At 72.6% G+C, this 22,165-nt stretch carries 20 protein-coding genes; 16 read left to right on the top strand and 4 right to left on the bottom strand.

Going from position 1 to position 22,165, the window contains the following annotated elements:
- Positions 1-29: 29 nt before the first annotated feature.
- The 7 genes from AWX74_RS06515 to AWX74_RS06485 all read left to right on the top strand — a co-directional run bounded on the left by AWX74_RS06515 (position 30) and on the right by AWX74_RS06485 (position 7,619).
- Positions 30-719 (top strand): TetR/AcrR family transcriptional regulator, encoded by a 690-nt coding sequence (locus tag AWX74_RS06515; RefSeq protein ID WP_091272646.1) that lies wholly within the window; start codon positions 30-32, stop codon positions 717-719.
- Positions 720-973: 254 nt separating this feature from the next.
- The gene (locus tag AWX74_RS06510) at positions 974-2,335 is read left to right on the top strand and encodes a hotdog family protein (protein WP_207550263.1); all 1,362 of its coding nucleotides are present in this window, start codon (positions 974-976) and stop codon (positions 2,333-2,335) included.
- Positions 2,332-3,177, top strand: a complete 846-nt coding sequence (locus tag AWX74_RS06505; RefSeq protein WP_091272644.1) for an enoyl-CoA hydratase/isomerase family protein — start codon at positions 2,332-2,334, stop codon at positions 3,175-3,177. Before AWX74_RS06510 ends, AWX74_RS06505 begins: the two co-directional genes overlap by 4 nt.
- A 106-nt stretch (positions 3,178-3,283) precedes the next feature.
- Positions 3,284-4,666: an acyl-CoA dehydrogenase family protein gene (locus AWX74_RS06500; RefSeq protein ID WP_207550261.1), complete on the top strand. Its 1,383-nt coding sequence runs from the start codon at positions 3,284-3,286 to the stop codon at positions 4,664-4,666.
- A 3-nt stretch (positions 4,667-4,669) separates the two neighbouring features.
- Entirely contained in the window at positions 4,670-5,488 is an 819-nt protein-coding gene (locus tag AWX74_RS06495; protein ID WP_091272641.1) for an enoyl-CoA hydratase/isomerase family protein, read from the top strand.
- Positions 5,485-6,312 (top strand): enoyl-CoA hydratase/isomerase family protein, encoded by an 828-nt coding sequence (locus AWX74_RS06490; RefSeq protein ID WP_091272638.1) that lies wholly within the window; start codon positions 5,485-5,487, stop codon positions 6,310-6,312. The genes AWX74_RS06495 and AWX74_RS06490 overlap by 4 nt, the downstream gene beginning before the upstream one ends.
- Before the next feature lie 92 nt (positions 6,313-6,404).
- Positions 6,405-7,619 carry an acetyl-CoA C-acetyltransferase gene (locus AWX74_RS06485; RefSeq protein WP_091272636.1) on the top strand — a complete coding sequence of 405 codons (1,215 nt, stop codon included), beginning with the start codon at positions 6,405-6,407 and terminating at the stop codon, positions 7,617-7,619.
- A gap of 168 nt (positions 7,620-7,787) precedes the next feature.
- On the opposite strand, the gene AWX74_RS06480 is transcribed toward AWX74_RS06485, so the two are convergent.
- Positions 7,788-8,933, bottom strand: coding sequence for an acyl-CoA dehydrogenase family protein (locus AWX74_RS06480; RefSeq protein ID WP_091272634.1), 1,146 nt, complete (start codon positions 8,931-8,933; stop codon positions 7,788-7,790).
- A gap of 155 nt (positions 8,934-9,088) precedes the next feature.
- Between AWX74_RS06480 and AWX74_RS06475 the strand changes: the two genes are divergently transcribed.
- On the top strand, positions 9,089-9,832 hold the full coding sequence (locus AWX74_RS06475) for an NIPSNAP family protein (protein ID WP_091272631.1): 744 nt from the start codon (positions 9,089-9,091) through the stop codon (positions 9,830-9,832).
- Positions 9,833-9,957: 125 nt separating this feature from the next.
- Positions 9,958-11,388, top strand: coding sequence for a hypothetical protein (locus AWX74_RS06470; protein WP_091272628.1), 1,431 nt, complete (start codon positions 9,958-9,960; stop codon positions 11,386-11,388).
- A 200-nt stretch (positions 11,389-11,588) separates the two neighbouring features.
- Here the strand turns inward: AWX74_RS06470 and AWX74_RS42410 are convergent, their stop codons facing one another.
- The gene (locus tag AWX74_RS42410) at positions 11,589-11,726 is read right to left on the bottom strand and encodes an MYXO-CTERM sorting domain-containing protein (protein WP_397313019.1); all 138 of its coding nucleotides are present in this window, start codon (positions 11,724-11,726) and stop codon (positions 11,589-11,591) included.
- Between AWX74_RS42410 and AWX74_RS06465 the strand changes: the two genes are divergently transcribed.
- Positions 11,686-12,345, top strand: coding sequence for a GntR family transcriptional regulator (locus AWX74_RS06465; RefSeq protein ID WP_091272954.1), 660 nt, complete (start codon positions 11,686-11,688; stop codon positions 12,343-12,345). The genes AWX74_RS42410 and AWX74_RS06465 overlap by 41 nt on opposite strands.
- A gap of 85 nt (positions 12,346-12,430) precedes the next feature.
- Here AWX74_RS06465 and AWX74_RS06460 read toward each other — a convergent pair whose 3' ends face one another.
- Positions 12,431-13,216, bottom strand: coding sequence for a FadR/GntR family transcriptional regulator (locus AWX74_RS06460; protein WP_054567526.1), 786 nt, complete (start codon positions 13,214-13,216; stop codon positions 12,431-12,433).
- 673 nt (positions 13,217-13,889) lie between these two features.
- On the opposite strand from AWX74_RS06460, the gene AWX74_RS06455 reads away from it, so the two are divergent.
- On the top strand, positions 13,890-14,894 hold the full coding sequence (locus tag AWX74_RS06455) for a zinc-binding dehydrogenase (protein ID WP_226931703.1): 1,005 nt from the start codon (positions 13,890-13,892) through the stop codon (positions 14,892-14,894).
- A gap of 70 nt (positions 14,895-14,964) precedes the next feature.
- On the opposite strand, the gene AWX74_RS06450 is transcribed toward AWX74_RS06455, so the two are convergent.
- The gene (locus AWX74_RS06450) at positions 14,965-17,925 is read right to left on the bottom strand and encodes an ATP-binding SpoIIE family protein phosphatase (RefSeq protein WP_226930857.1); all 2,961 of its coding nucleotides are present in this window, start codon (positions 17,923-17,925) and stop codon (positions 14,965-14,967) included.
- 285 nt (positions 17,926-18,210) lie between these two features.
- Between AWX74_RS06450 and AWX74_RS06445 the strand changes: the two genes are divergently transcribed.
- From AWX74_RS06445 to AWX74_RS06425, 5 genes are all read left to right on the top strand, one after another.
- Positions 18,211-18,789, top strand: coding sequence for a VOC family protein (locus AWX74_RS06445; RefSeq protein ID WP_091272622.1), 579 nt, complete (start codon positions 18,211-18,213; stop codon positions 18,787-18,789).
- 47 nt (positions 18,790-18,836) lie between these two features.
- Positions 18,837-19,298 (top strand): nuclear transport factor 2 family protein, encoded by a 462-nt coding sequence (locus AWX74_RS06440; RefSeq protein ID WP_207550260.1) that lies wholly within the window; start codon positions 18,837-18,839, stop codon positions 19,296-19,298.
- A 149-nt stretch (positions 19,299-19,447) separates the two neighbouring features.
- On the top strand, positions 19,448-20,839 hold the full coding sequence (locus tag AWX74_RS06435) for a PucR family transcriptional regulator (RefSeq protein ID WP_091272620.1): 1,392 nt from the start codon (positions 19,448-19,450) through the stop codon (positions 20,837-20,839).
- Between the two features lie 162 nt (positions 20,840-21,001).
- Positions 21,002-21,577 (top strand): DUF1003 domain-containing protein, encoded by a 576-nt coding sequence (locus tag AWX74_RS06430; RefSeq protein WP_091272617.1) that lies wholly within the window; start codon positions 21,002-21,004, stop codon positions 21,575-21,577.
- Between the two features lie 290 nt (positions 21,578-21,867).
- Positions 21,868-22,152 (top strand): hypothetical protein, encoded by a 285-nt coding sequence (locus AWX74_RS06425; RefSeq protein WP_091272950.1) that lies wholly within the window; start codon positions 21,868-21,870, stop codon positions 22,150-22,152.
- Positions 22,153-22,165 lie beyond the last annotated feature (13 nt).

Below are 22,165 nucleotides of genomic sequence, written 5' to 3'. Positions count from 1 at the left end.
TAGGCTCGCCGGAGCCTGGGAGGAGACGGGTGGAACCCGCGCACGAGACCGAGTCCAAGACCGAGACCCAGGCCGCCGCCGGCACACGGCGCGCGCCCTGGTCCGGCCGTGCGCCCGGTCCCGTCGACCACTCCGCGTCGCCGGCGGACCGGTCCGTCCCGGCCCGGGAGAAGATTCTCGACGCCACGGTGGCGTGTATCCGCCGCCGTGGCGTCGAGCGGACGTCGATCAGCGCGGTCGCGACGATCGCGGGGGTGTCCCGCCCGACTGTCTACGCCTACTTCGACACCCGCGAGGCGTTGGTCTCGGCGGCACTGGGCCGGGTCGGCGCGCAGATCGCCGAGCGGGTCGCCGTCACCGCACGCAGTCGTGCCACGACGGCGGGCGAGTTCGCGGTCGAGGCGCTGGTCGCCGTCCGCCGGGAGTTCCGCGCGGAGCCGGCGCTGCGGCCGATCATGGGGATCGGCCCGGCGTGGGACGCGACCGACGCGCTGTCCGTGGAGGCGCTGGCGATCGCCAGGCCGATCATCGCGCCGGTGGTGGACTACGACCCCCGGCTCGAGCAGCATCTGGACGAGATCGTGGAGACGATCGTGCGCTGGCTGCTGTCCCTGCTCATGTTCGACAGCGGCCGGACCGGGTCGGAGCCGGTGCTGCGCGACTACCTGCGGCGGGCCGTGGTGCCGGTCATCGAGTCCATGGCGGCTGCCGAGGGCTGACCGGGTGGGGCGGCCCCGGTGGGTGGCGGCCCGGCGGACCCGCGGTGAACCGCCGTCGACCTTCGCGTGCCGTGTTCCGGATGGTCGCGCAACGCGAAGCCTTGATATATACAATATCCATCATCCTTGGATGGCTGCCGGGCGGCGCTCGGCCCGTTCCCGCTGTGCCGGTCCCCGTGGCCGGCAGGTGCCTGCGGGGTGAGCCGGTGATCCGACGAACGGAGGCAGCCCAGGTGAGTGCGAGGTCTTGGCAGATGGCGACCAGTACCAGCTCCGAATCCGAGCCCCAGGCCGATCCCCAGGCTGAGCCCCGGGCCGACGCCGAGGCCGCCGCCGCAACCGGCGCCGCCCCGCCGGAGCCGGCGCCGCGGCGCCCGCGCGGGGTGATCACCGACGAGGGCGTCGCTCGCCTGCGCGCGCGTATCGGCGTGCCCGAGCCGAACCCGAGGCCGCCGCACTACCGGCTGCCCGGCGCGGACGCCTTCCGGCACGTCGCCACTGCGTACGGCGACGACAACCCGCTCTACGCCGAGGAGGACTACGCCGCCGGCACCCGCTGGCAGGGCCTGATCGCCCCGCCGCCCCTGGTCGGCGGGGACACGCTGATCGGTGAGGACGAGGTCGCCGAGGTGCCCGCCGACCGGCGCGACCTGATGAAGGGCGACCCGCTGCGCGGCGTCCACGCCTTCTACTCCGCCAGTGTGCGCGAATGGTGGGCTCCGTTGCGGCCCGGCACCCGGGTGCGTCGGCGCAACGCCCTGGTCGGCGTGCACGACAAGGTCAGCGAGTTCGCCGGGCGGGCCATCCACGAGTGGACCGGCCAGGTCTTCGCCGACGCCGCGGGCGGGCCGCTGTCGGGGCAGTACAAGATGATGATCCGTACCGAGCGCTCGAAGGCCCGCGCGCGTGGCAAGTACACCGCGATCGAGCCGGCGCCCTACACCGACGAGCAGATCGCCGAGATCGAGCAGGCCGCCGCCGCCGAGACCCGCCGCGGGGCGCTGCCGCGCTACTGGGAGGACGTCGCCGTCGGGGACGAGCTCGGCCCCATGGTGAAGGGCCCGCTCACCGTCACCGACATCGTCTGCTGGCACGTCGGCATGGGCATGGGCCTCTACGGGGTGGTCCCGCTGCGGCTCGCGGTGGAGAACCGCAGGCGCATCCCGGGCTTCTACCACCGCGACGAGCTGAACATCCCCGACGTGCTGCAGCGCGTCCACTGGGATCCCGAGTACGCCCGGCGCTCCGGCAACCCGACCACCTTCGACTACGGCCGGATGCGCGAGACCTGGCTCATCCACCTGTGCACGGACTGGATGGGCGACGACGCCTGGCTGTGGAAGCTGCGCTGCGAGTTCCGGGCGTTCAACTACGTCGGCGACACCCAGTGGCTGCGCGGGACGGTGACCCGGCGCTATCTCGCCGAGGGCGACCGCCCCGCCGTCGACGTCGAGCTGACCGCGACCAACCAGCGCGGCGCCGTGACGACCCCGGGGTCGGCGACCATCCTGCTGCCCAGCCGTGAGCGCGGGCCGGTCGTCCTGCCCGACCCACCCGGCGGCGCCACCACGCTCACCGAGACGCTCGACGCCATCATCGACCGGTTCGCCGAATGAGTGACACCGCCGGCGGGCTCGTGGTCAGCGCCGAGGGCGGGGTGCTGCGCCTGCGGCTGAACCGGCCGGACAAGCGCAACGCGATCGACGACGCCATGATGCGCCAGCTCATCGACGAGATCGAGGCGGCCGGCCAGGACGAGTCCGTGCGGGTGATCGTGCTGTCCGGCGCCGGGGATCACTTCTGCGGCGGCGCGGACATCATCGCCCGCAACGCGAAGCCCAGCGCCAACGGCAGCGGCAGCGCCAACGGCAACGGTGGTGCTGCGGTCCGGCCGCGGGCGGGCAGCATCCAGCGGCGGCTGCCGACCACCGCCCACCGGCTCATCCCGCTGGTCCAGACGGTGCAGACGCCGGTCGTATGCGCGGTGCGGGGCTGGGCCGCCGGGATCGGCCTGGCTCTCGCCCTCGCCGCGGATATCACCGTGACCACGGCCGACGCCACCTTCTGGGCGCCGTTCGCGGATCGTGGCTTCACCCCCGACAGCGGCCTGAGCTGGCTGCTGCAGCGCCGCGTCGGGGAGGTCCGGGCCCGGCGGATGCTGCTGCTCGGCGAGAAGGTCACCGGCGCGGACGCGGCGCAGTGGGGCCTGGTCGACCGGGCCGTCCCGGCCACCGACCTGGACGGCGCCGTCGAGGAGATCGTGGCGGAGCTCGCGGGAGCCGCGACGGTCGCGGTCGGGCTCACCAAGTGGCTGCTGGCCGCCGGTGCCACCGCCGAGCTGGACGACCAGCTGCGCAACGAGGCGTTCGCGCTGGAGCTGTCGTCACGCAGCGAGGACTTCCGGGAGGGGCTCGGCGCCTTCCGGGAGAAGCGGCGCCCACGCTTCAGCGGCCGCTAGGCACCGGACCGGACCGGACCCAGGCACCTGAGCAGCAGGCACCTGAGCAGCCGGGCACCTGAACACCTGAGCACCCGAGCATTTACCGATGGTGAAGGAGCACGAGATGGTGGAGGGCCCGCGGACGTCCACGGGCGCGGACGGGCGGCTGGAGCTCCCGCCGTCGCCGGACGCGGAGCAGGTCCGCGCCGCCGTCCAGGCGTGGGTGGCCGAGCATGTCCCGGCCGCCTGGCAGGAGGCCGGGCGCCGCGGCGGCGCCGCGGCGATCCGGCTGGTGCGCTCGCGGGACGAGTACGAGCGGTGGTACCCGGTGTTCGGCCGGTCCGGGCTGGTCGCGCCGACCTGGGAGCCGGCCTACGGCGGGCTGGGCCTGGCGCCCGACCTCGCCCGCGTCGTCGACGCGGAGCTGCGTCCGTTCAACCTGGGCCGGCTCAACCCGCTCGGCCTGTCGAACGCGGCACCGGCCCTGTTCGCGCACGGCACCGAGGAGCAGCGGCTGCGTTTCCTGCCCCCGATCGTGCGCAACGAGGAGTTCTGGTGCCAGCTGTTCTCCGAGCCCGGCGCCGGCTCCGATCTCGCGTCGCTCGCGACCAGGGCGGTCCGCGAGGGTGACTCGTGGATCATCACCGGCCAGAAGGTGTGGACGACCTGGGGCTTCCGTGCCGACTACGGCGTGCTGCTGGCCCGCACCGATCCGGACGTCCCCAAGCGGGCCGGGATCACCTACTTCCTGCTGGACATGCACCAGCCGGGGGTGGACGTCCGCCCGCTGCGGCACATCACCGGCGAGGTCGACTTCTGCGAGGTCTTCCTGGACGAGGCCGTCGTCCCCGACAGCCAGCGGATCGGCCGGGTCGGCGACGGCTGGCGGGTGGCGGGCGCGACGCTGTCCGGTGAGCGGCAGATGGTGTCGGGCGCGGGGTCGGGCGGCGTGGACCGCATCGGCGGCTCGGGTATCGCCAGCCTGATCCGGCTGGCGCGCAAGGTCAGCGCGCAGGGCCTGCCGGGTGGCTGGGACGACCCGGTGATGCGCCAGGAGATCGTGAAGCTCTACACCGAGGAACGGATCCGGGGCTGGACGAACGAGCGGGTGCGCCAGCGGCTGCGGGCCGGCCTGGCGCCGGGGCCGGAGAGCTCGATCGGCAAGGTGCAGCAGGGCACGCTCAACCAGCGCATGCAGGCGCTCGCCGTCGAGATCCTCGGGGCGTCCGGCGCGGCCTGGGAGAGCCCGGCCGTCCAGGCGGGGCCCGCCGCCAGTGCCGACGGCGGCGCCGGAGCTGGTGCTGGCACCGATGCCGACGCGGTCGCGGCCCAGTACGCGGAGTCGCTCATCCACGAGGTGCGGGGCATGCTCCGCAGCCGCGCGAACACCATCGAGGGAGGCACCACCGAGGTGAACAAGAACATCCTCGCCGAGCGTGTGCTCGGCCTGCCCCGCGAGCCCGACCCGTACCAGGGCAAGCCCTGGCGCGACGTCCCCCGGAGCTGACGGGTGTCATCGGGGCTGCTGGTGGAACGGCACGGGCCGGTGGGCTGGCTCGTGTTCGACCGGCCCGAGGTCGGCAACGCCATGGACGCCGCCATGCTCTCGGCGCTGCCGGCGGCCTGGGCCGAGCTGGACGCGGATCCCGCGGTCCGAGTCATCGTCAACACCGGGGCCGGTGAGCGCTTCCAGACCGGGCTGGACGTGGTCCAGCTGAGCCGTGACCCGGCGGCGCTGCGGGAGCACTCGCGGCAGACCCGCCGAGCCGAGCTGAAGATCACCGCGTGGCACACGAAGGTCGCGAAGCCCGTCATCGCCGCGGTGAACGGGCTGTGCGCCGGCGGCGGCCTGCACTTCGTCGCCGACGCCGACATCGTGATCGCCGCCTCGGACGCCGAGTTCACCGACCCGCATGTGTCGGTCGGGCAGGCGACGGCGTTCGAGGGGATCGCGCTGAGCCGGCGGATGGCCGCGGAGACCATCGCCCGGATGGCGCTGGCCGGCCGGCACGAGCGGATCGGTGCCGCCCGCGCCTACCAGCTCGGCATGATCAGCGAGATCGTCGATCCGCCCGAGCGGCTGCGGGAGCGGGCGCAGGAGCTCGCCGAGACCATCGCCCGCAACTCGCCGGCCGCGATGGCGGCGACGAAACGGGCGCTGTGGGGCGCGCTGGAGTCCGGCCTGTCGGACGCCTGCGTCACCGGCGCGGCCGAGCTGATGGGCATGTGGGGCCATCCCGACCAGCTGGAAGGCCCAGCGGCCTTCGCCGAGCGACGTGAGCCGCGGTGGGCCGAGCCCGGACCGCCCGTGAGAGAGGCACATCGGTGAGCTATTCGTCCTACGAGACCCTGATTGTGGAGCGCCGGGGGCCGGTCGGCTGGTTGATCAACAACCGGCCGCGCCAGCTGAACGCGATGAGCAGCCGGATGCGGGACGAGTTCGCCACCGCCTGGACCGAGCTCGACTCCGACCCGGCGGTCAAGGTGATCGTCCACACCGGTGAGGGACGGGCGTTCCAGACCGGCGTGGACATGACCGAGCTCGCCACCGACGGGCTGGGCATGGAGCGCTACCGCGAGTCCGTCGAGAAGCTGGACCTGCACTTCACCGCCTGGCACCAGAAGGTGCGCAAGCCGGTGATCGCCGCCGTGAACGGCCTGTGCGCCGGGGGCGGGTTCCACTTCGTGGCGGACGCCGACATCGTGCTGGCGTCGTCCGACGCGCAGTTCTTCGACCCGCACGTGTCAGCCGGCCAGGTGGTGGCGTTCGAGAACATCGCGCTGCTGCGCAAGATGCCGTTCGAGCCGGTGATGCGGATGGCGCTGGTCGGCCGGTTCGAGCGGATGTCGGCGCAGCGGGCCTACGAGCTCGGCATGGTCAGCGAGCTCGTCGAGCCCGAGCGGCTGCGGGAACGCGCAGGGGAGCTCGCCAAGACGATCGCGCGCAACTCGCCGGCCGCGATGGCGGCGACGAAGCGGGCGCTGTGGGGCGCGCTGGAGAGCGGCCTGACCGACGCCTGCCGCAACGGCGCCGACGAACTGGTCTCCGTATGGGGACATCCGGACCAGACGGAGGGCCCGCAGGCCTTCGTGGAGAAGCGCGAGCCGCGCTGGGTGGAACTCGCGCCGCAGACCCCGCCCGTGGGTGAATAGCCCGGACGGCCCGCGAACGCGCCCCGGGCGCGGGCATACGGGCGGGCAGGTCAGCGGATGGACGGCGGCGTGAGTGATCGGGATGGTGTGTGATGCGTGAAGCGGTGATCTGCGAGCCGGTTCGAACCGCGGTCGGCCGCTACGGCGGGGCACTGCAGCCGCTGAGTGCGCACGCGCTCGGCGCGGCGGTCGTGCGCGGGCTGCTGGAGCGGACGGGTCTGGGCTCGGCGGACGTCGACGACGTGGTGTTCGGCTCCTGCTACCCGACGATGGAGGCCCCGGCACTGGGCCGTGTCGTCGCGCTGGACGCCGGCCTGGACATCACCGTCCCCGGCCTGCAGCTCGACCGCAGGTGCGGATCGGGGGTCCAGGCGATGGCCCTGGCCGCGATGCAGGTGCAGACCGGCGTCGCCGAGGTGGTCATCGCCGGCGGTGCGGAGAGCATGAGCAACGCGGCCTTCTACTCCACCGAGCTGCGGTGGGGGGCGCGCGGCGGCAACCTGACCCTGCACGACGCGCTCGCCCGCGGGCGGGTCACCGCCGGTGGCGAGAACCACCCGGTACCCGGCGGGATGATCGAGACGGCGGAGAACCTGCGGCGCGAGTACGGGATCCCGCGTGCCGAGCAGGACGAGTTCGCGTTGCGCTCGCACCAGCGGGCCGTCGCCGCGCAGGCCGCGGGCCGGTTCGCCGAGGAGATCATCCCCGTCTCCGTGCCGAAGCGCGGCGGAGCGACGGTGGTGGACACCGACGAGCATCCTCGCGCGGACACCACCCTCGAGTCACTGGCCCGGCTGCGGCCGGTGATGGGCCGCACCGACCCGGAGTCGACCGTCACCGCCGGGAACTCCAGCGGGCAGAACGACGGGGCGTCGGCGTGTGTGGTGACGCATCCGGAGGCGGCGCAGCGGCTTGGGCTGCGTCCGCTGGCCCGTCTGGTGAGCTGGGCCGCCGCCGGCGTGGAGCCGTCGCGGATGGGCATCGGACCGGTGCCGGCGACCGCCAAGGCGCTGGAGCGCGCCGGCCTGAAGCTCTCGGACATCGATCTGATCGAGCTGAACGAGGCCTTCGCGGCGCAGGTGCTGGCCTGCACCCGCGAGTGGGGGTTCGGCGCCGCGGACTGGGACCGTTTCAACGTGAACGGCTCCGGGATCTCGCTCGGCCACCCGGTCGCCGCGACCGGCGGGCGGATCCTCGCGACGCTGCTGCACGAGATGCACCGCCGTGAGGTCCGCTACGGGCTGGAAACCCTGTGCATCGGCGGCGGGCAGGGCATCACCGCGATCTTCGAGCGCATCCCCGCATAGCTGCCGCCTGGCGTCTGGCGCGGCGCCGCTGCTGCCGAGAAAGATCTGAGGATTCTGGTTGCTGGAACGACCGAGATCCTCAGATCTTCGCGCTCGCCCGGTCGAAACCAGGGGTTCTGCCGCGTTGGTGGGGCGCGAGCTTCACCAACGCGGCGGCGTGCCGTCCGCTCACTCGGGGATGAGCTGGGCGACCCGCTCCCGGTGGTAGGCCGGGTCCCCGAACATCAACCGCGCACTGGACGCCCGCTTGAAGTACAGGTGGGCCGGGTGCTCCCAGGTGAAGCCGATGCCCCCGTGGATCTGGATGTTCTCCGACGCGGCGTGCAGGTGGGCCTCCGTGCAGTAGGCGGCCGCGAGGCTCGCCAGCAGCGGCAGCTCCGGGTCGTCGGTCGCGGCGGCCGCCGCGGCCGCGTAGGCGGCCGAACGGGCCGACTCGACCTCGATCAGGACGTCCGCGCACTTGTGCTTGATCGACTGGAAGGAGCCGACGGGCCGGCCGAACTGGAACCGGGAGCGGGCGTAGTCCACCGCCATCTCCAGGGCCCGGGCCGCGCCGCCGACCTGCTCCGCCGCGAGCGCGACCAGAACACGCTGGTAGGTGCCCTCGACCGCGGCCCACCCGGCTCCCTCGGCGCCGATCAGCCGGGCCTCGACACCGTCGAGGTCGATGCGGGCCTGCTTCCGGGTCTGGTCGAGGGTCGCCAGCGGGGTGCGCCGCAACCCAACGGCTGTGCCAGCGGTCGCGGCGTCGACGGCGAACAGGCCGACACCGCGGTCGGTGCGCGCGGCGACGAGGATCAGGTCCGCGGCGCAGCCGTCGAGCACGAACATCTTGGTGCCGTCGAGGCGCCAGCCGGCTCCGCCGGCATCGGCACCGTCACCGGTGCGGGTCGCGCGGGTCTGGACGGAGGCCTCCTCCCACCGCCCGTCGCGCTCGGCGACGGCGACGGTGGCCACGGTCTGGCCGGAGGCGATCGCGGGCAGTAGGTCCGCGCTGGCCGCGGCGTCCCCGATGAGCAGGATTGCCTGGCCCGCCGCGACGGTGGCCAGGAACGGGCCGCCGTACAGGGCCCGGCCCATCTCCTCGAACACCACCGCCAGTTCGGTGAATCCGTGGTCGGCGCCGCCGTACTCCTCCGGAATGGCGAGCCCGAGCAGGCCGAGCTGCTCGGCCAGGACCGACCACGCGGTGCGGTCGAATTCCTCGGCGGCGCCCAGGTACGCCCGGACCGCGTTCTCCCCGGTGGTGTCGTCGAGGAACGACCGGACCGCTGAGCGTAGTTCTTCGAGTTCCGTGCTGAACGACGAGGTCATCGAACCTCCCGAATGTTCGGTGTCGCCGGACGGCCAAGGTGGCCGGTGGTTATCGCGAAAACGGTACTAGCCATCAGAACAGGACACCAGTTATTCTGTCGGAACCGTCTGATGCATGCTTTGGCCCCGTTCGGGAGGCCGGGAGGGCGTGATCCGTGAATACCAAGGTCTACACGCACGAGTTCATTGATATCAAGGGTTCGAACAGGGCCCGTTACGTCCACCACATGACGGCGAACTGGAGCCCGATCGCGCAGGAGGAGCGTAATCAGCTCTGCTACGGGGTCTGGGGCGTCGTCGGCACGACGGGCCGGTGGCCGCAGGTCGTGAACCTGTGGGAGGAGGACGGCTTCGACGGGCTGGCCGCCGGCCTGCAGCATGAGACGTCCAGCGCCACGTTCCAGGACCCGAAGCTCGAGAAATGGTGGCTGGAGGCGGCCGAGTACCGCAGCGGCGGATTCGACCGGATCCTCGTTCCGGCCCCCTGGACCCGCACCGTTTCCGAGCTCTGTGCCGACGGTGTGCGCGGTGAGCTGTACGCGCATGAAATGATCAGGGTGCCGCGGGGCACTGCACCGGAATTCCTCTCCGTGGTCGCGGACGAGGCGATTCCGTGTTATACCGAACATGGGTGGCAGCTGGTCGGCGCATTCCACACCGCCATGGCGGATGATGCCGAATGCTTGCTGCTCTGGGCTATTCCGAGCTGGGCGGAGTGGGCCGACCTCGAAAAGGCCACGCTGGACCGGAGCTCGGGCGCGGGCCAGTGGCACCGCCGGCTGCTGGATGCCAGCGAGTCGCGACACAGGTTCCTCATGCGGGATGCTCCGCTGTCACCGCTGCGGATCGGTCGGCAGCCGAGCCGGGCGGATCGGGAGGAAGGATGGCAGGATCTGTGACGTCTTGTTGATCGTGGTTCCTCCCCTGGCTGGAGCTCGCCGGCGCCCGCCCGGCGTCCTGGACTGGGTGTGCCGTCGGCACTGATTTTGTATAAATTATCCTAGCAGCGATCGGTGGAGGTGGCATGGCACTGATGGATCTGCTCGCACGGCTGGGTGTCGGTGTCCTGGCCTGCACGCCTGGCGGGCCGCCGCTCGGGGGCGGCGGCGAGGCCGGGGTCGCATGCCTGGATGCCTCCGATCTGCCGAGCGCGCTGCTCGTCGCGGAGGCCGAGGGCACGATGGGCGGCGGCCTCGGGGCGGTGCTCGACGGCGATGTGCTCACCCTGGTGTCGCGCCCCGTCACGGCGGCGGCGCGGCCCACGCCGGTCTCCTCACCGGCGGATGTCGTCGCCGAGGTTACCGAGGCCCGCCGGCGAGGCCTGGGCGTGATCGCCGTCCGGCTCGGATTCGACCCGGCCGCGCCACCACAGCCGCTCGTATCACCCGCAGGGGCCGTACTACCAGCGTCGGCCGCGTCATCCGCGACGGGCGGCGCGCTTGCGGACCAGCCCGGCGTGCCGCGGCTGTGGGCCGACCCCGGCCTCGCGGCCCGTTTCCCGGCCGGTGCGAGCGCCGTCACCCCCGACGACACGGGCGCTGTCCCGCCGGTCGATCTCATCCTCGCGGGCCGGGGCGTGATCCGGTCCGGTGCCGTCGAGCAGTTGCGGGCGTTCGCCGAGCGCACCGGCCTGGGTGTGCTGAACACCTTCACGGCCAAAGGCCTGTTCCGCTGGGACAGCCCCTTCCACCTGGGGACCGGTGGCCTGCAGGAACTCGACCTGGCGCTCGCCGGCGCCAGCGGGTCCGGGCTCGTCGTCGCCGTGGGGCTCGACGCCGACGAGTGGCCGACAGACCTGCTGCGGGCCGCGGGCGTGCGGCCGGATCAGATCCTCGAGCTGGCACCGGAGGAGCTGATGGGCGCCCCGGCCGCGCTGCGCCCACGCGGCGGGGCCGGTGTCCAGGCCGGCGGCGAGCGTCCGCGGCTCTACCGGGAGCTGGCCGCGGTCGTGCAGCCGCTTTACCAGCAGACCGCCGGGCCGCTGAACCCCGCGCGGGCCGCCGCCGACATCGCCGAGATGCTGCCGGACGGCGCCGCCGTCTGGACGCAGCCCGGCCATGCCGCGCTCTGGGTCGCCCGGGCGCTGCCGACGACCCGGCTCGGCAGTGTCCGGGTGCCACCGGTCGGCTCGGCGGGCGTGGCGCTGGCCGGTGCGCTCGGCGCGGCGTCCCGGCCGGGCGGGTCCGCCGTGGCCGTGGTCGACGCCCTGCCCACGACCGGCGTGACCGGCACACTGCTTGACCGGGCGGCTGGTGCCCCAGGAACGATCGTGGTCGAGATCTGGGGTGATGACGGCGATCTGCGTTCGGCGCAGGAACACCGTGATCGGCTCGCGGCGGCGCTGGCGAAGCCCGGCGTGCATGTGATCGAGGTTCCGGTCGACTTCTCGGCGACCGCGGAGCTGGTTGGTGTGGCCGGCCCGCCGCTCGCCTGGCCCGGCCGGTTACCCGGGTGACCGGCCGGTCGGGGACCCTACCACCCTTTCCAGCCTCACCGGATCTTCCGGTGTCCGTCTGTGTCTCAGCTTTGTCTCCGACCGGTGCGGATCGGCGCTGACCAGCGCGGGCCTGGGCCGGTGCGGTGCGTAGCTTGGATACGATTGGCAGGCTGTCTCAGTCTTGCGCTGGGCGGCGTGGAGAGATCCGGTGCCTGGCGTCAGCGCCGGATGACGAGAAGGAGCCCCCCGATACCTGCCCATGGCCGAGTCCCGTCGGCGCCCGTCGCGGAACATGCGTCCGGCCGCCGCCCGGCGATTGATCGCCGCAGCAGCGGTACCCAGGTCGCGGAGCACATCCGCAACCTGATTTTCTCGGGCGTGCTGCGCCAGGGTGATCATGTGCGCCAGGACGAGATCGCCGAGGAGCTCGGCGTGAGCCGGATTCCGGTGCGGGAGGCGATCATCGTCCTCGACCGTGAGGGCTGGGTGACCAACGAGCTGCACCGCGGCGCCTTCGTGCACGGTCTGGACGAGAACTCGGTCCGTGACCACTACGGCATCCTCGGCATGCTCTACGGTTTCGCGGCGGCGCGTGCGACCGAGCGTGGCGATGACGAGGGCATCGGCCGGTTGCGGGCGGCGGAGCGTACGCTGCACGCGGCGACCGACCCGGAGGTCGTGCTCGACGCGAACGAGGTGTTTCTCCGGCAGATCTTCGCGCTGGCGGCCTCGCCCCGGCTCAAGGCGATGAGCCGCCTGATGATGGGCATCGTGCCGGGGAACTTCTTCGCGCTCGTCCCGGGCACGATCACGCCGCAGAAGAAGGGCATCTCCGCTGTCTACCGGGCGGTGAAGGCTCGGGACGGCGCGAGTGCCGAAGCGGCGTTCGTCGCGTTGCTCGAACAGCACGGAGAACGTGTCGTCACCATGCTGAGGACCCGTAACATCCTCTGGGCCCCCGACGGCACGTCGTAGCGTTCTCGACCGCGATCGTGCTCGGCCGCGCGAACGGCCGTGGCCACCGACCCGGCACTCGCTGAGCCTTCTCCGCGGAGAAGGCTCAGTACTCGTGCTGCATCAGGTCGATCACGGTCTTCGCGCGGTGGGCCAGCAGGACCCGCCCGACGACCGCCATGTGCTCCGCCCAGTGCCTCTCGGCCGCCGAGGCGTCGCCGGCCTCGACGAGTGCCGCGAGACGGGCCTGGGAACGAAGGCCGCGCAGGCGCGTCTCCTCCGACTCCAGCGGGTCCCCACCGTCCTCCGGGTGGCTCACCGCGGCGACGGCGCGTGCGACGATCTCGTTGAGCATCTCCGCGACGATGCCCAGCGTCTGGTTCCCGGCCAGTTCGACCAGCCGGGCATGGAACCGCGAGTTGGCCTGACCGAACCGCTCCGGATCGTCGATGACCTCGAGCTGCTCGGCCGTCAGCCGGCGCAGCTCGGTGGCGGCTTCCTGATGGCTGTCGGAGCCGGCGACGATCTGGGCGGCGAAGCGTTCGAGCGTGCTGCGCGCCTCGTACACGTCCGCCAGCGGGACGTCGCGTGCCTGCAGGACCAGGGCGGCCGTGCGGGCGGTCATCCGATGGTTGGGCCGGTGCGCCACGATGCCGCCGAGGACACCGCGCTTGACCGAGATCAGGCCCTCGGCCTCGAGGATGCGCAGTGCCTCGCGCAGTGACGGGCGGGAGACACCGAAACGGGCGACCAGGTCTGGTTCGTGCCCGAGGGACTCGCCGTCCGCCAGCTCGCCCTGGATGATGAGCCGCCGCAGCTCGTCGGCGATGCGCTGCGGCTTCTCCCGCGGCACCACCCGCTCGCGGTTGCGTGCTCTCCTCGGCTCGTCCACCCTCGTCGACCTTCTCTGCGTCGGCCGCTTCGGCGGCCGAGGTGGTCCATCCGCACGGTGCGCGATCAACGCGTACGGTGCGCGATCAACGCACCGCTGTGGTCCGGCACCACGAGGCGGGCGAGTTCTTGCAGTTGATAACCCTACCTGCCGGCGGTACCCAACCCTGCCCGGTGGGCGGCGACGCCGCCCGGCCGGTGTGACCGAGGCGCCCGGGGGGTGGTCTGGGCCGCCGCGGACCGGGACATGCCGCCAGTGTGGCCAGGCGACGTCCGGACAGGGAAACAGTGGATTAAATCGGGTGAAACGGACAAGTTGGACGATGGTCCACGGCTGCGCCCCGGGATTGCGGGACAATGCGACGAGAATGCCCGGGGCCGGTCGTCGCAGCTGATCCGGAGAAAAGGGTTCGGTGCGTTGATGCACACCGCCGGGCCGGACGGGGACCTGCGCGCCCGGCGTGGCGGCGGAGATGAAATCATCCAGGTACCTGGTCCCACGAAGGGCCGATGGCCTGTTGCCGCACTGCGTCCTGTTGGGGAATTGTCGTCTGTTGAGAGGGTGCGATTCATGCGTTCGCCGCAGTGAACGACCCCTGGCGAACGGACTCGGCCGGCGACGGCGCATACCTGCCACCTCGACGAAGATTCGGAGGAAGATATCCGTGGACCTGATGCGGGCGGCCCGCCTCCACGTCCCCAGCCGCACCCTGACGATCGAGGACGTCCCCAGGCCGGTGCCCGGGCCCTGGCAGGTGCTGGTGAAGGTCGCGGCGGCCGGGGTGTGCATGTCGGACGTCCACCTCATCGACGGATCGCTCGGCCGGCCGCGGCATCTCGCCGAGGACACCGTCACGATCGGGCACGAGGTCGCGGGCACGATCGCGGAGCTCGGGCCCGAGGTCGGCGGATGGTCCATCGGCCAGCGGGTCGTCCTGCAGGCCGGCGAGATCAGGGACGGCGAGACCTACACCCGCGGCGTCGACTACGACGGAGGCTGGGCCGACTACGCGCTGGCCAGCGTCGACTCGATCTTCGCCCTGCCGGACTCGATCCCCTTCGAGCAGGCCGCCATCATTCCGGACGCCGTCTCCACCCCCTGGAGCGCGATCGTCAACACCGCGCAGGTTCGCCCTGGCGAGGCGGCCGGCGTGTGGGGTGTGGGCGGTCTGGGCTCGCACGCGATCCAGCTGCTCCGGGCCGTGTGCGCCTATCCGCTCGTGGCGGTCGATCCGGTGCCCGGCGCGCGGGCACGGGCACTGGAGCTCGGCGCCGATCTCGCCCTCGATCCCCGCGACCCGACGCTCAAGGACCAGATCCTCTTCCTCACCGAGGGCGCCGGGCTGAACGCGGCCTTCGACTTCGCCGGGGTCGCCTCGGTCTACGACCAGGTGCTGGGCGTGCTCGCGGAGGAGGGCCGCCTGGTGGTCGTCGGGCTGTCCGGCCGGCCCCTGACACTGCGGGACAGCACGACCTTCAGCTACCGCAAGCACCGGATCATGGGGCATTTCGGTTCGGGTGACGACGTCGTGCCGCGGCTGGTCGACCTGGTCGACCACGGCCGGCTCGACTTCTCCCGCTCCATCACCGACGTCCTGCCGCTGGGCAAGGCGAGCGTCGCGGTCCGGCGCATGCACACCAAGGAGGGAAACCCGCTGCGCCTGATCCTGGCTCCCTGAGGCGAAGCCGCGGCCAGCCTGCGGACCGGTCGGTCCGTGGCTGGCCGCTCCGTGGCTGGCCGGTCAGCGGTCAGTCGGCGTCCGTCAGGCTGACGGCGAGCATCGCCACGTCGTCCTCGTTGCCGTGGGTCCGGTCGAGGGTGGCGAGCAGGCCGTCGCAGAGCCGTTCGGGCGACAGCCCGGGCGCCGCGTGGCGGCGGAGCAGCTCCAGGCCCTGGTCGATGGGCCGGGAACGGTCCTCGACGAGCCCGTCGGTGAACAGCACCACGGTGCTTCCGGGTTCCAGCGGCACCTCCAGCTCCGGGTAGTCCGCGACGCCGGCACCCAACGGCGGCCCCGGCTCCACGGGCGGGAACCAGGGCCGCCGCCGACGCGGGATCAGCAACGGCGGGAGGTGGCCGGCCGAGGCCACGGTGAGCACCCGGCGGCGCGGGTCGAGGACGGCCGTCGTCACGGTGCTGATGCTCGCCTGCTCCAGGCGGTTCATCGCGGCGTCGAGCGCGGTGAGGATGGCGGCGGGCCGGAAGCTGTCCAGGGCGTAGGCCCGCGCGGTCGCGCGCAGCTGCCCCATGGTCGCGGCGGCGTGCAGCCCGTGCCCCATGACGTCGCCGATGATGAGCGCGGCCCGGCCACCCTCCAGGGCGAGAACGTCGTACCAGTCGCCGCCGACCAGCGCACCCGCGCTGCCCGGCAGGTAGCGCCAGGCGAAGGTGAGCCCGGCGACGCGCGGCAGCCGTCGGGGCAGCAGGCTGCGCTGCAGCGTCACCGCGATCTCGCGCTCGCGCTCGAACTGGAGCGCGTTCCCGAACGCACCGCTCGCACGGCGGATGAGCTCCTCGACCAGCGCCTCGTCCTCGGAAGCGGTGTCTGCCACGGCGGTGCCCGCGAAGGCGGTGTCCGGGAAGGCGGTGCCCGGGAAAGCGGTGTCTGGGAAAGCGGTGGCTGCGAAGGTGGTGCCTCCGGGAAGCCTGGCGGGTGCGCGGTCGGGCCGGCTGGCGTCGTCCGCCGTGCTGCCCGCCGCGTCGTCGGCTGTGCCGTCCGCGGCGCCGCCTGCCGAGCCGTCCGCGAAGCCGGCGCGGCCCAACGCGACGACGGCGGCGGTGCGCCCGGCGACGATGAGCGGGAAGGCCACCGTGCCCGTGGTCGGCTCACGGACGACCGTGCCACGCCCGGCCGCCGCCACCACCGGGCCCGGTGGTGGGACGCCCTGCGTCCGGACGACGTCCGCCCCGCCGGTGGCGGCCGTGACGACGGTGGCGTCGAGCGGGACCGACGCCGAGATGCCGTGCGGTGGGATCCGCCAGCTGGCCGCCGCCACGGAATGCCGCGGTACCAGCAGCCGCAGGAGGCGTTCGAGGATCCGGCCGGAGTCGAGCGTCGAGGCGAACAGGTCGCTCGCGGCGGTGAGGAACGCGGCCCGCTCCCTGGCGTGGCGCTCGGCGGTGAACAGGCGGGCTCGTTCCAGCGCCAGCGCGGTCTGCGCGGCCAGCGCCTCGATGAAGTTCCGCTCGTCGGCGTCGAACAGGCGCGAATGGTCGAACGAGAAGCGCAGCGCGCCGAGCACCTGCCTGGTGACCACCAGCGGCAGGCAGCACATGGCCACCACCGACGGCTCCAGTCGGGCCAGATCCGGATAGCGCAGATAGCACTCGGCGCGGGACTCCAGCCAGATCGCCCGACCGTTGCGCAGCGCGTCCACGGCGGGCAGCCGGTCGTCGAGGCGCTCGGCACGCAGCTGGGCCATCAGCTCCTCGCCGTACCCGACCGCGCCCGGGATCAGCACCTGACCGCCGCGCTGCCCGGCGTGGCCGGGATCCGCCGGCACGAGCAGGACGCCGCCCGACGCGGCCAGGGCGGTCACACTTTCGGAGACGACGACGTCCGCGACCTGCTCCGCGGTTGTCGCGCTGGCCAGCGCGGCGGTGACCCGCTGCAGCCGTGCCGCGCGTTCGGTTGCGCGGCCGGCGAGGACCTCCGCGTCGAGGGTGTTGAGCAGGTACTGCTCGAAGCTCGGTGTCGTGATCGGGCCGCCGCCGCCCTCCAGCGCCCGCAGCTGGTCGACCAGCGCGCGGACGTACCAGCGGCGGAAGGCGACATGCTGCGGCGGTGACTGCAGGGTCAGCAGCCGGGCCGCGCGGGCGTAGCTCTCGATCTCCTCCAGCGCCGCGAGGTAGGCCTCGCCCGCGACCGCGGAACGGGGCGACAGGGCGAGGTCCAGGGTGGTGCGCGGGAGGCCGGCCGCCGCGGCGGCCAGCGCCTGGCGTTTGATCGCCTTGCGGGGCTCGGAGAAGCGGGTGGTCACGATCCGCAGCAGTTCGGCCAGCCTTGTGGGCAGCGGCCCGCTCGACCCGGCCTGCGCACCTGTGGTGGCCAGGGTGAACTCCCGGACCAGCCCGTCGACGTGGTTCTTCGCCGCGAGCAGGAGATCCGTCGGGACGTCCCCGAGCCTGACGTTGAAGCTGGTCCGCCCGGCCGTGGAAGGGTCGGCGTCGATGGAGGTGTCGATGATCGGCGCGGTGCCCGAGTCGGCGCACCCGCGGGCCAGCTCCGCCCAGACGACCTTGCCGCTGGCGCCGGCGCCGTCGACCCCCCACCGGGTGGCGAGGGCGGCGACCAGCCCGAGGCCGCGGCCGGTCAGCCCCTGCCCACCGACCGGCGGGCACACCGGGGGAGTGGGGCTGCCGTCACTGATCTCGATGCGCACGGCCTCATGGGCGGCGAAAAGCCGGGCCTCGACGGGTGGCTGGCCATGCAGCCAGGCGTTCGCCGTCAGCTCGCTCGCGATGAGGGCGACGTCGGGCCGAAGATCGTCAGCCCACGAGTCCCCGGCCAGCGCGGCCTTGATCAGCCGGCGGACCATCGCCGGGGCCGAAGGCTCGCTGGCCAGGATCCAGCGGCCTCGCAGCAGCCAGCCGTCAGCGGCCCGCGCCGCCGCTACCGGCTCCGCCGCTGGCCACGGGTCCGGCGCGGCCGAGCCGTTGTCCACTGCCCATGTATACCCGGGATCGGCGAAAAGCACCTCTTCAGACATTCGGGGATGCCTAGCCGGCCAGACCGGTCGCGGCCGCGACCGGAACGTGTAACGCGGACCCGGCGCACCGGGCTGGTAGCCCGGATCTTTTGTGCTTCTGGCACATCGGTGCGGGTACCGGGCCGTTCCTAGCATCTCGGCACGACGCTGGGTGCCCGGCGGACGTGGCACCGGCGGCCGAACCGGGTAGGAGTTCCAGACGGCCGGGCGGGGAGCGACAGCGACAGGCGGACCACGTGGACGCACCATCTCGCCACGTGGGCGGAGCATGAGGAGTGACGTCGGGTGACGATCGAAGCGACAACAGCAGCGCGGCCTGAGACGACATCGCGGCCTGAGAGCGTGCGGCCTGAGAGCGTGCGGCCCGAGAGCCCGCGGTCTGAGAGTGACAGTGCCGCCGCGGTCACGGGCGGGCCGGGGCTCGCGCAGCCGCGCTGGACCCACATCGCCCTTCCGTCGGGTGACCTGGACGCGTCCGTCGCCTTCTACACGAGCATGACTCCGCTGGTCGTGGTGGCCGAGCGGGAGGACGCCGACGGCCGCAACGCCTGGCTGTCCAACCCCGGCCAGTGGGAGACGCCGTTCGTGCTGGTCCTCGCCGCGTTCAACAACGCGCGCGGCAGCCAGCAGGGGATCATGAAGCCGTTCGCGCACATCGGCATCGAGCTGCCCACCCGCGCGGACGTCGACAAGGCCGCCGACCGGGCCCGGGACGCCGGCTGCCTGCACTGGGAGCCCCGGGACATGCCCGACCCGATCGGCTACATCTGCGCCGTCACCGACCCGGACGGCAACGTGATCGAGTTCAGCCACAACCAGCGGGTTTTCTCGACCGTCCGCGAACTGTGGGGCCCGAAGTCGTGACCTTTGCACCACCCACGGACGGAACCTCGGCACTCGGCGGAGAGCAGGTGCGCGGAGAGCAGGCACTCGGCGGAGAGCAGGCGACGTGGACCGGCCTGCCCCGGCCGGCCGCGGCCTACATCGCGGCGCTGAACGCCGGTGATCCGGATGCTGTCGCGGCCTGTGTGACCGAGGACTTCCGCAACGAGCACGCCTCGCCGGCGGGCCGGGGCTGTGTGGGGCGGGCTGCCTACCGGGAGCGCCTGCCAGGCTTCCTCGCGGCGTTCCCGGGGCTGCGGTACGTCCCGGACGCCGACCCGGTCGCGGCCGGTGATCGGGTCGCTGTGCCGTATCTGATGACGGCGTCGATGCCCGAGGGGGCGCTGCGGATTCGCGGTCTGTGGCTGCTTACCCTGCGGGCTGGACTGGTCGCGCACCGCGTTGACTACTGGGACAGCGGGGCGGTTCCCGCCGGGTCGCGGCCCGCCGACGGCGCGGCGACGCCGGAGGGGACTGCCGCGGCGGACTGATCCGGCGCGCTCCGGCGCATCGTCGCGGGATCTGCGCACGTCGGTTCCGAGCTGCCGCCGCGTTGTGTAATCCTGCCCGGTGGACCTGCGAACCCGCAGGTGGGAAGCCCGCAACCGCTGACACAGGCTCGAGAGGACGTGACGCCAGGGTGTCATCCAGCAACCGCGTCGCGACGACTGTGGCGCCGCAGGGACCCACCGAGCTCCAGGGCGGTCCGTGGCCTGCGCCGGACATCACCCGGCCCGCGCCGGACATCGCCGCGCTGGCCCGGGAGCTGACCGAGCTCGCGCTGTCGGGCAGCGACTGGCGCCCGGTCGTCCGCCGGCTCGCGGCCGCGGCCGGTCGTCCGGTCCGGCTGCTGGGCGTGCACGGCGACGTCGTCGCGGCGAACCCGCCGGGCCCGGCGGGAACGACCGGCTGGGCAGGCCCGGCGGGAACGGCCGGGTCAGCCGGATCGACCGGGGCAGCGGCCGGAGTGAGCGGCGGACTGACCGCGTTGCTGACCCGGCCCGGATACACCGAGGTGACCTGTGAGGACGGCTGGCGCGGCCGGGGTGCGACCGTCCAGGCCGGCTCGCGCTACGTCGGGCTGCTCCTGATCGGCGTCGGCCCGCCGGCCCCGGAAACGGAAGCCGGCAGCGCTGGCCAGGATGCCGCCGATGATGATCGGGATGGCCTCGACGCACTGGTCAACGCCGCGCGGACCGCACTGGCGATCGTCGCGGTGCGGCGGGACGCGGAGGCCGCCGCGCGGGCGGAAAGCGCCAGCCGCCTGGCGAACGAGCTCCGTTTCGGATCACCGCGAGGCCACGAGGAGATGCTGCGCTCCGCCGCGCGCTTCGGTCTCGACCTGGCCGTTCCGCACGCCGCCGCCCTGTTCTTCTACGACGGCCGGCATGGGCGGGCCTGGGGCACCGGCCTCACCTGGATCGAGTCGCCCACCGCGCGGGACGGTGAGCTGGGCTGGACGGTGCTCACCGGCGACATCGAGCGCGAGCTCGGCCGCATCCGGGACCGTCTGCAGGGCATGGTCGGGCCGGACCGCCCCGTCCTCGCGGCCGCCGGCCCGGTCGTCACCGACAACGGCTTCGACCTCGCCGAGACGACATCCTCGTTCAGCGAGGCGGAGGCGGTGCTGGCCCTGCTGCGCCATCGCGGCGACGGGATGACGCTGGTGCACTCGGAGCTGGGTCTGGCCGGCCTGCTGCTCGCGGTGCCGCGCAGCCGTCTGGAGGCGTTCACCCGCGCCGAGCTCGGCCCGCTGCTCGAACGGCCCGACCTGTTCGTCACCCTGGCGGCCTGGTTGGAGACCAACGGCAGCCGGGCCGCGGTGGCCGAACGCATCCACGTCCACCGCAACTCGGTCGGCTACCGGATGAACCGGGTCAGGGAACTGCTCGGTCTGCAGGACGACGAACCGACCCGCATGTGGCGCCTGCACGCCGCGGTGGTGGCCCGCGAGGTCCTCCAGGCACTGTCGGCGGCGCCCACGGCTTCCGCCGACGAGTCGGTCACCGAGCGTCGGCCGGTTCCGACGTAGCCTCCCGGCCTCCCGGGCCGCCAGGGCACCAGGTCCGGTACCGCCCGGATGAGCCCGCAGATGTGGCCAGCTTGGGCCGTCCGCGGGCAACGCCGTTGCCGATGGCCTTGCGAGAATGGTGAGCGCCGGGAGGCCGACAGGCCGGGCAGGAGGAGACGCGTCGTGACCCTTACGCCGGGGCAGCGGGGCGCAGGCGACGCCAACGTGCCGTCGCCTGCGGACAGCGTCACCGCCACGCCGCACCGCTCGATGGTCACGTTGCCCCACGAGCGGGAGACCTTCGCCCGCATGCGCGGGACCGAGGAGCGGGTCGCGGACGCGATCACCAGGTCCGCGGGAAGGATGCGCTTCGCCTATCTGCACGCGGTGTGGTTCGCCGGATGGATCCTGGTCAACCTGGGCGTGTTCGGCAAGGCGGCGGTCTTCGACCCGTACCCGTTCGGTCTGCTCACGATGGTCGTCAGCCTGGAGGCGATCTTCCTGTCGACCTTCGTCATGGTGAGCCAGAATCGCCAGGCTGCCCGGGACAACATCCGTGCCGACATCGACTTCGAGACGAATCTGCGTTCCGAGGTCTGGTCAGCCCACATAGGCCGGTCGCTGGGGCTTGACGCGGAGCAGGTCGAGCTGGAGGTCCAGCGGCTTGTCGCGCAGAGCCGGGCCCGGCTCGACGGCAGTCCGGCGGATCCGCCCGGGGGCCTTCCAGGTACGCCGGAACCCGCCAGCCTGCCGAAGTGAGCGTGATCGAACACCGCGGGTGATTCGCCCTCGCCCACCTTTCGTGTCTGCCGATGGTTCCGGATCTCGGGCTGTTCCGGCGGCCGATGGCTGGTCAGCGGCGTGCGGCTGACCGGTGGCCCACCCCATAACGGGCTCAGCGCGGTTCCCGATGGTCTGCTACGTAACCTGGCCGCCGTGAGTTCGCCTGAACTCACGTTGTTGTCGCGCATTCTGAAAGTCGCTCGTTCGGCGGTTCAGGAGCGGGGCGTCGGCACCTGGAAATATCGTGAATGCGGAGGGTGGGTTCGGTGCGAAGTAACGTGAGCTGGCTCGTCTGCAAGGTCGGATGCATTGAATGCGGAATCATCGAGGAGCCGGTGTTGAGGATCATCGGTGTGTACGCGGATGAGGAGGAGGCGATCACCTCCGCGCGTGCCGAAGCTCACACGATCGCGAGGCGGTGGGGAATGACGAATCCGGAGGAGCCGTACCCGGTGCGCGCGGCCGACGTGCTGGGCTCCCGGTTGGGCGCCGGCTGGATGTGGACACCCGCCGACCACGAGCAGGTCTACGCGGTACAGGTCCCGTCCTGAGGCCCAGTCCTGG

Source organism: Parafrankia irregularis (genome assembly GCF_001536285.1).
Lineage (GTDB): Bacteria > Actinomycetota > Actinomycetes > Frankiales > Frankiaceae > Parafrankia > Parafrankia irregularis.
Note: the sequence above shows the minus strand (reverse complement) of the source record. Positions and strands in the feature narration are given on the sequence as shown.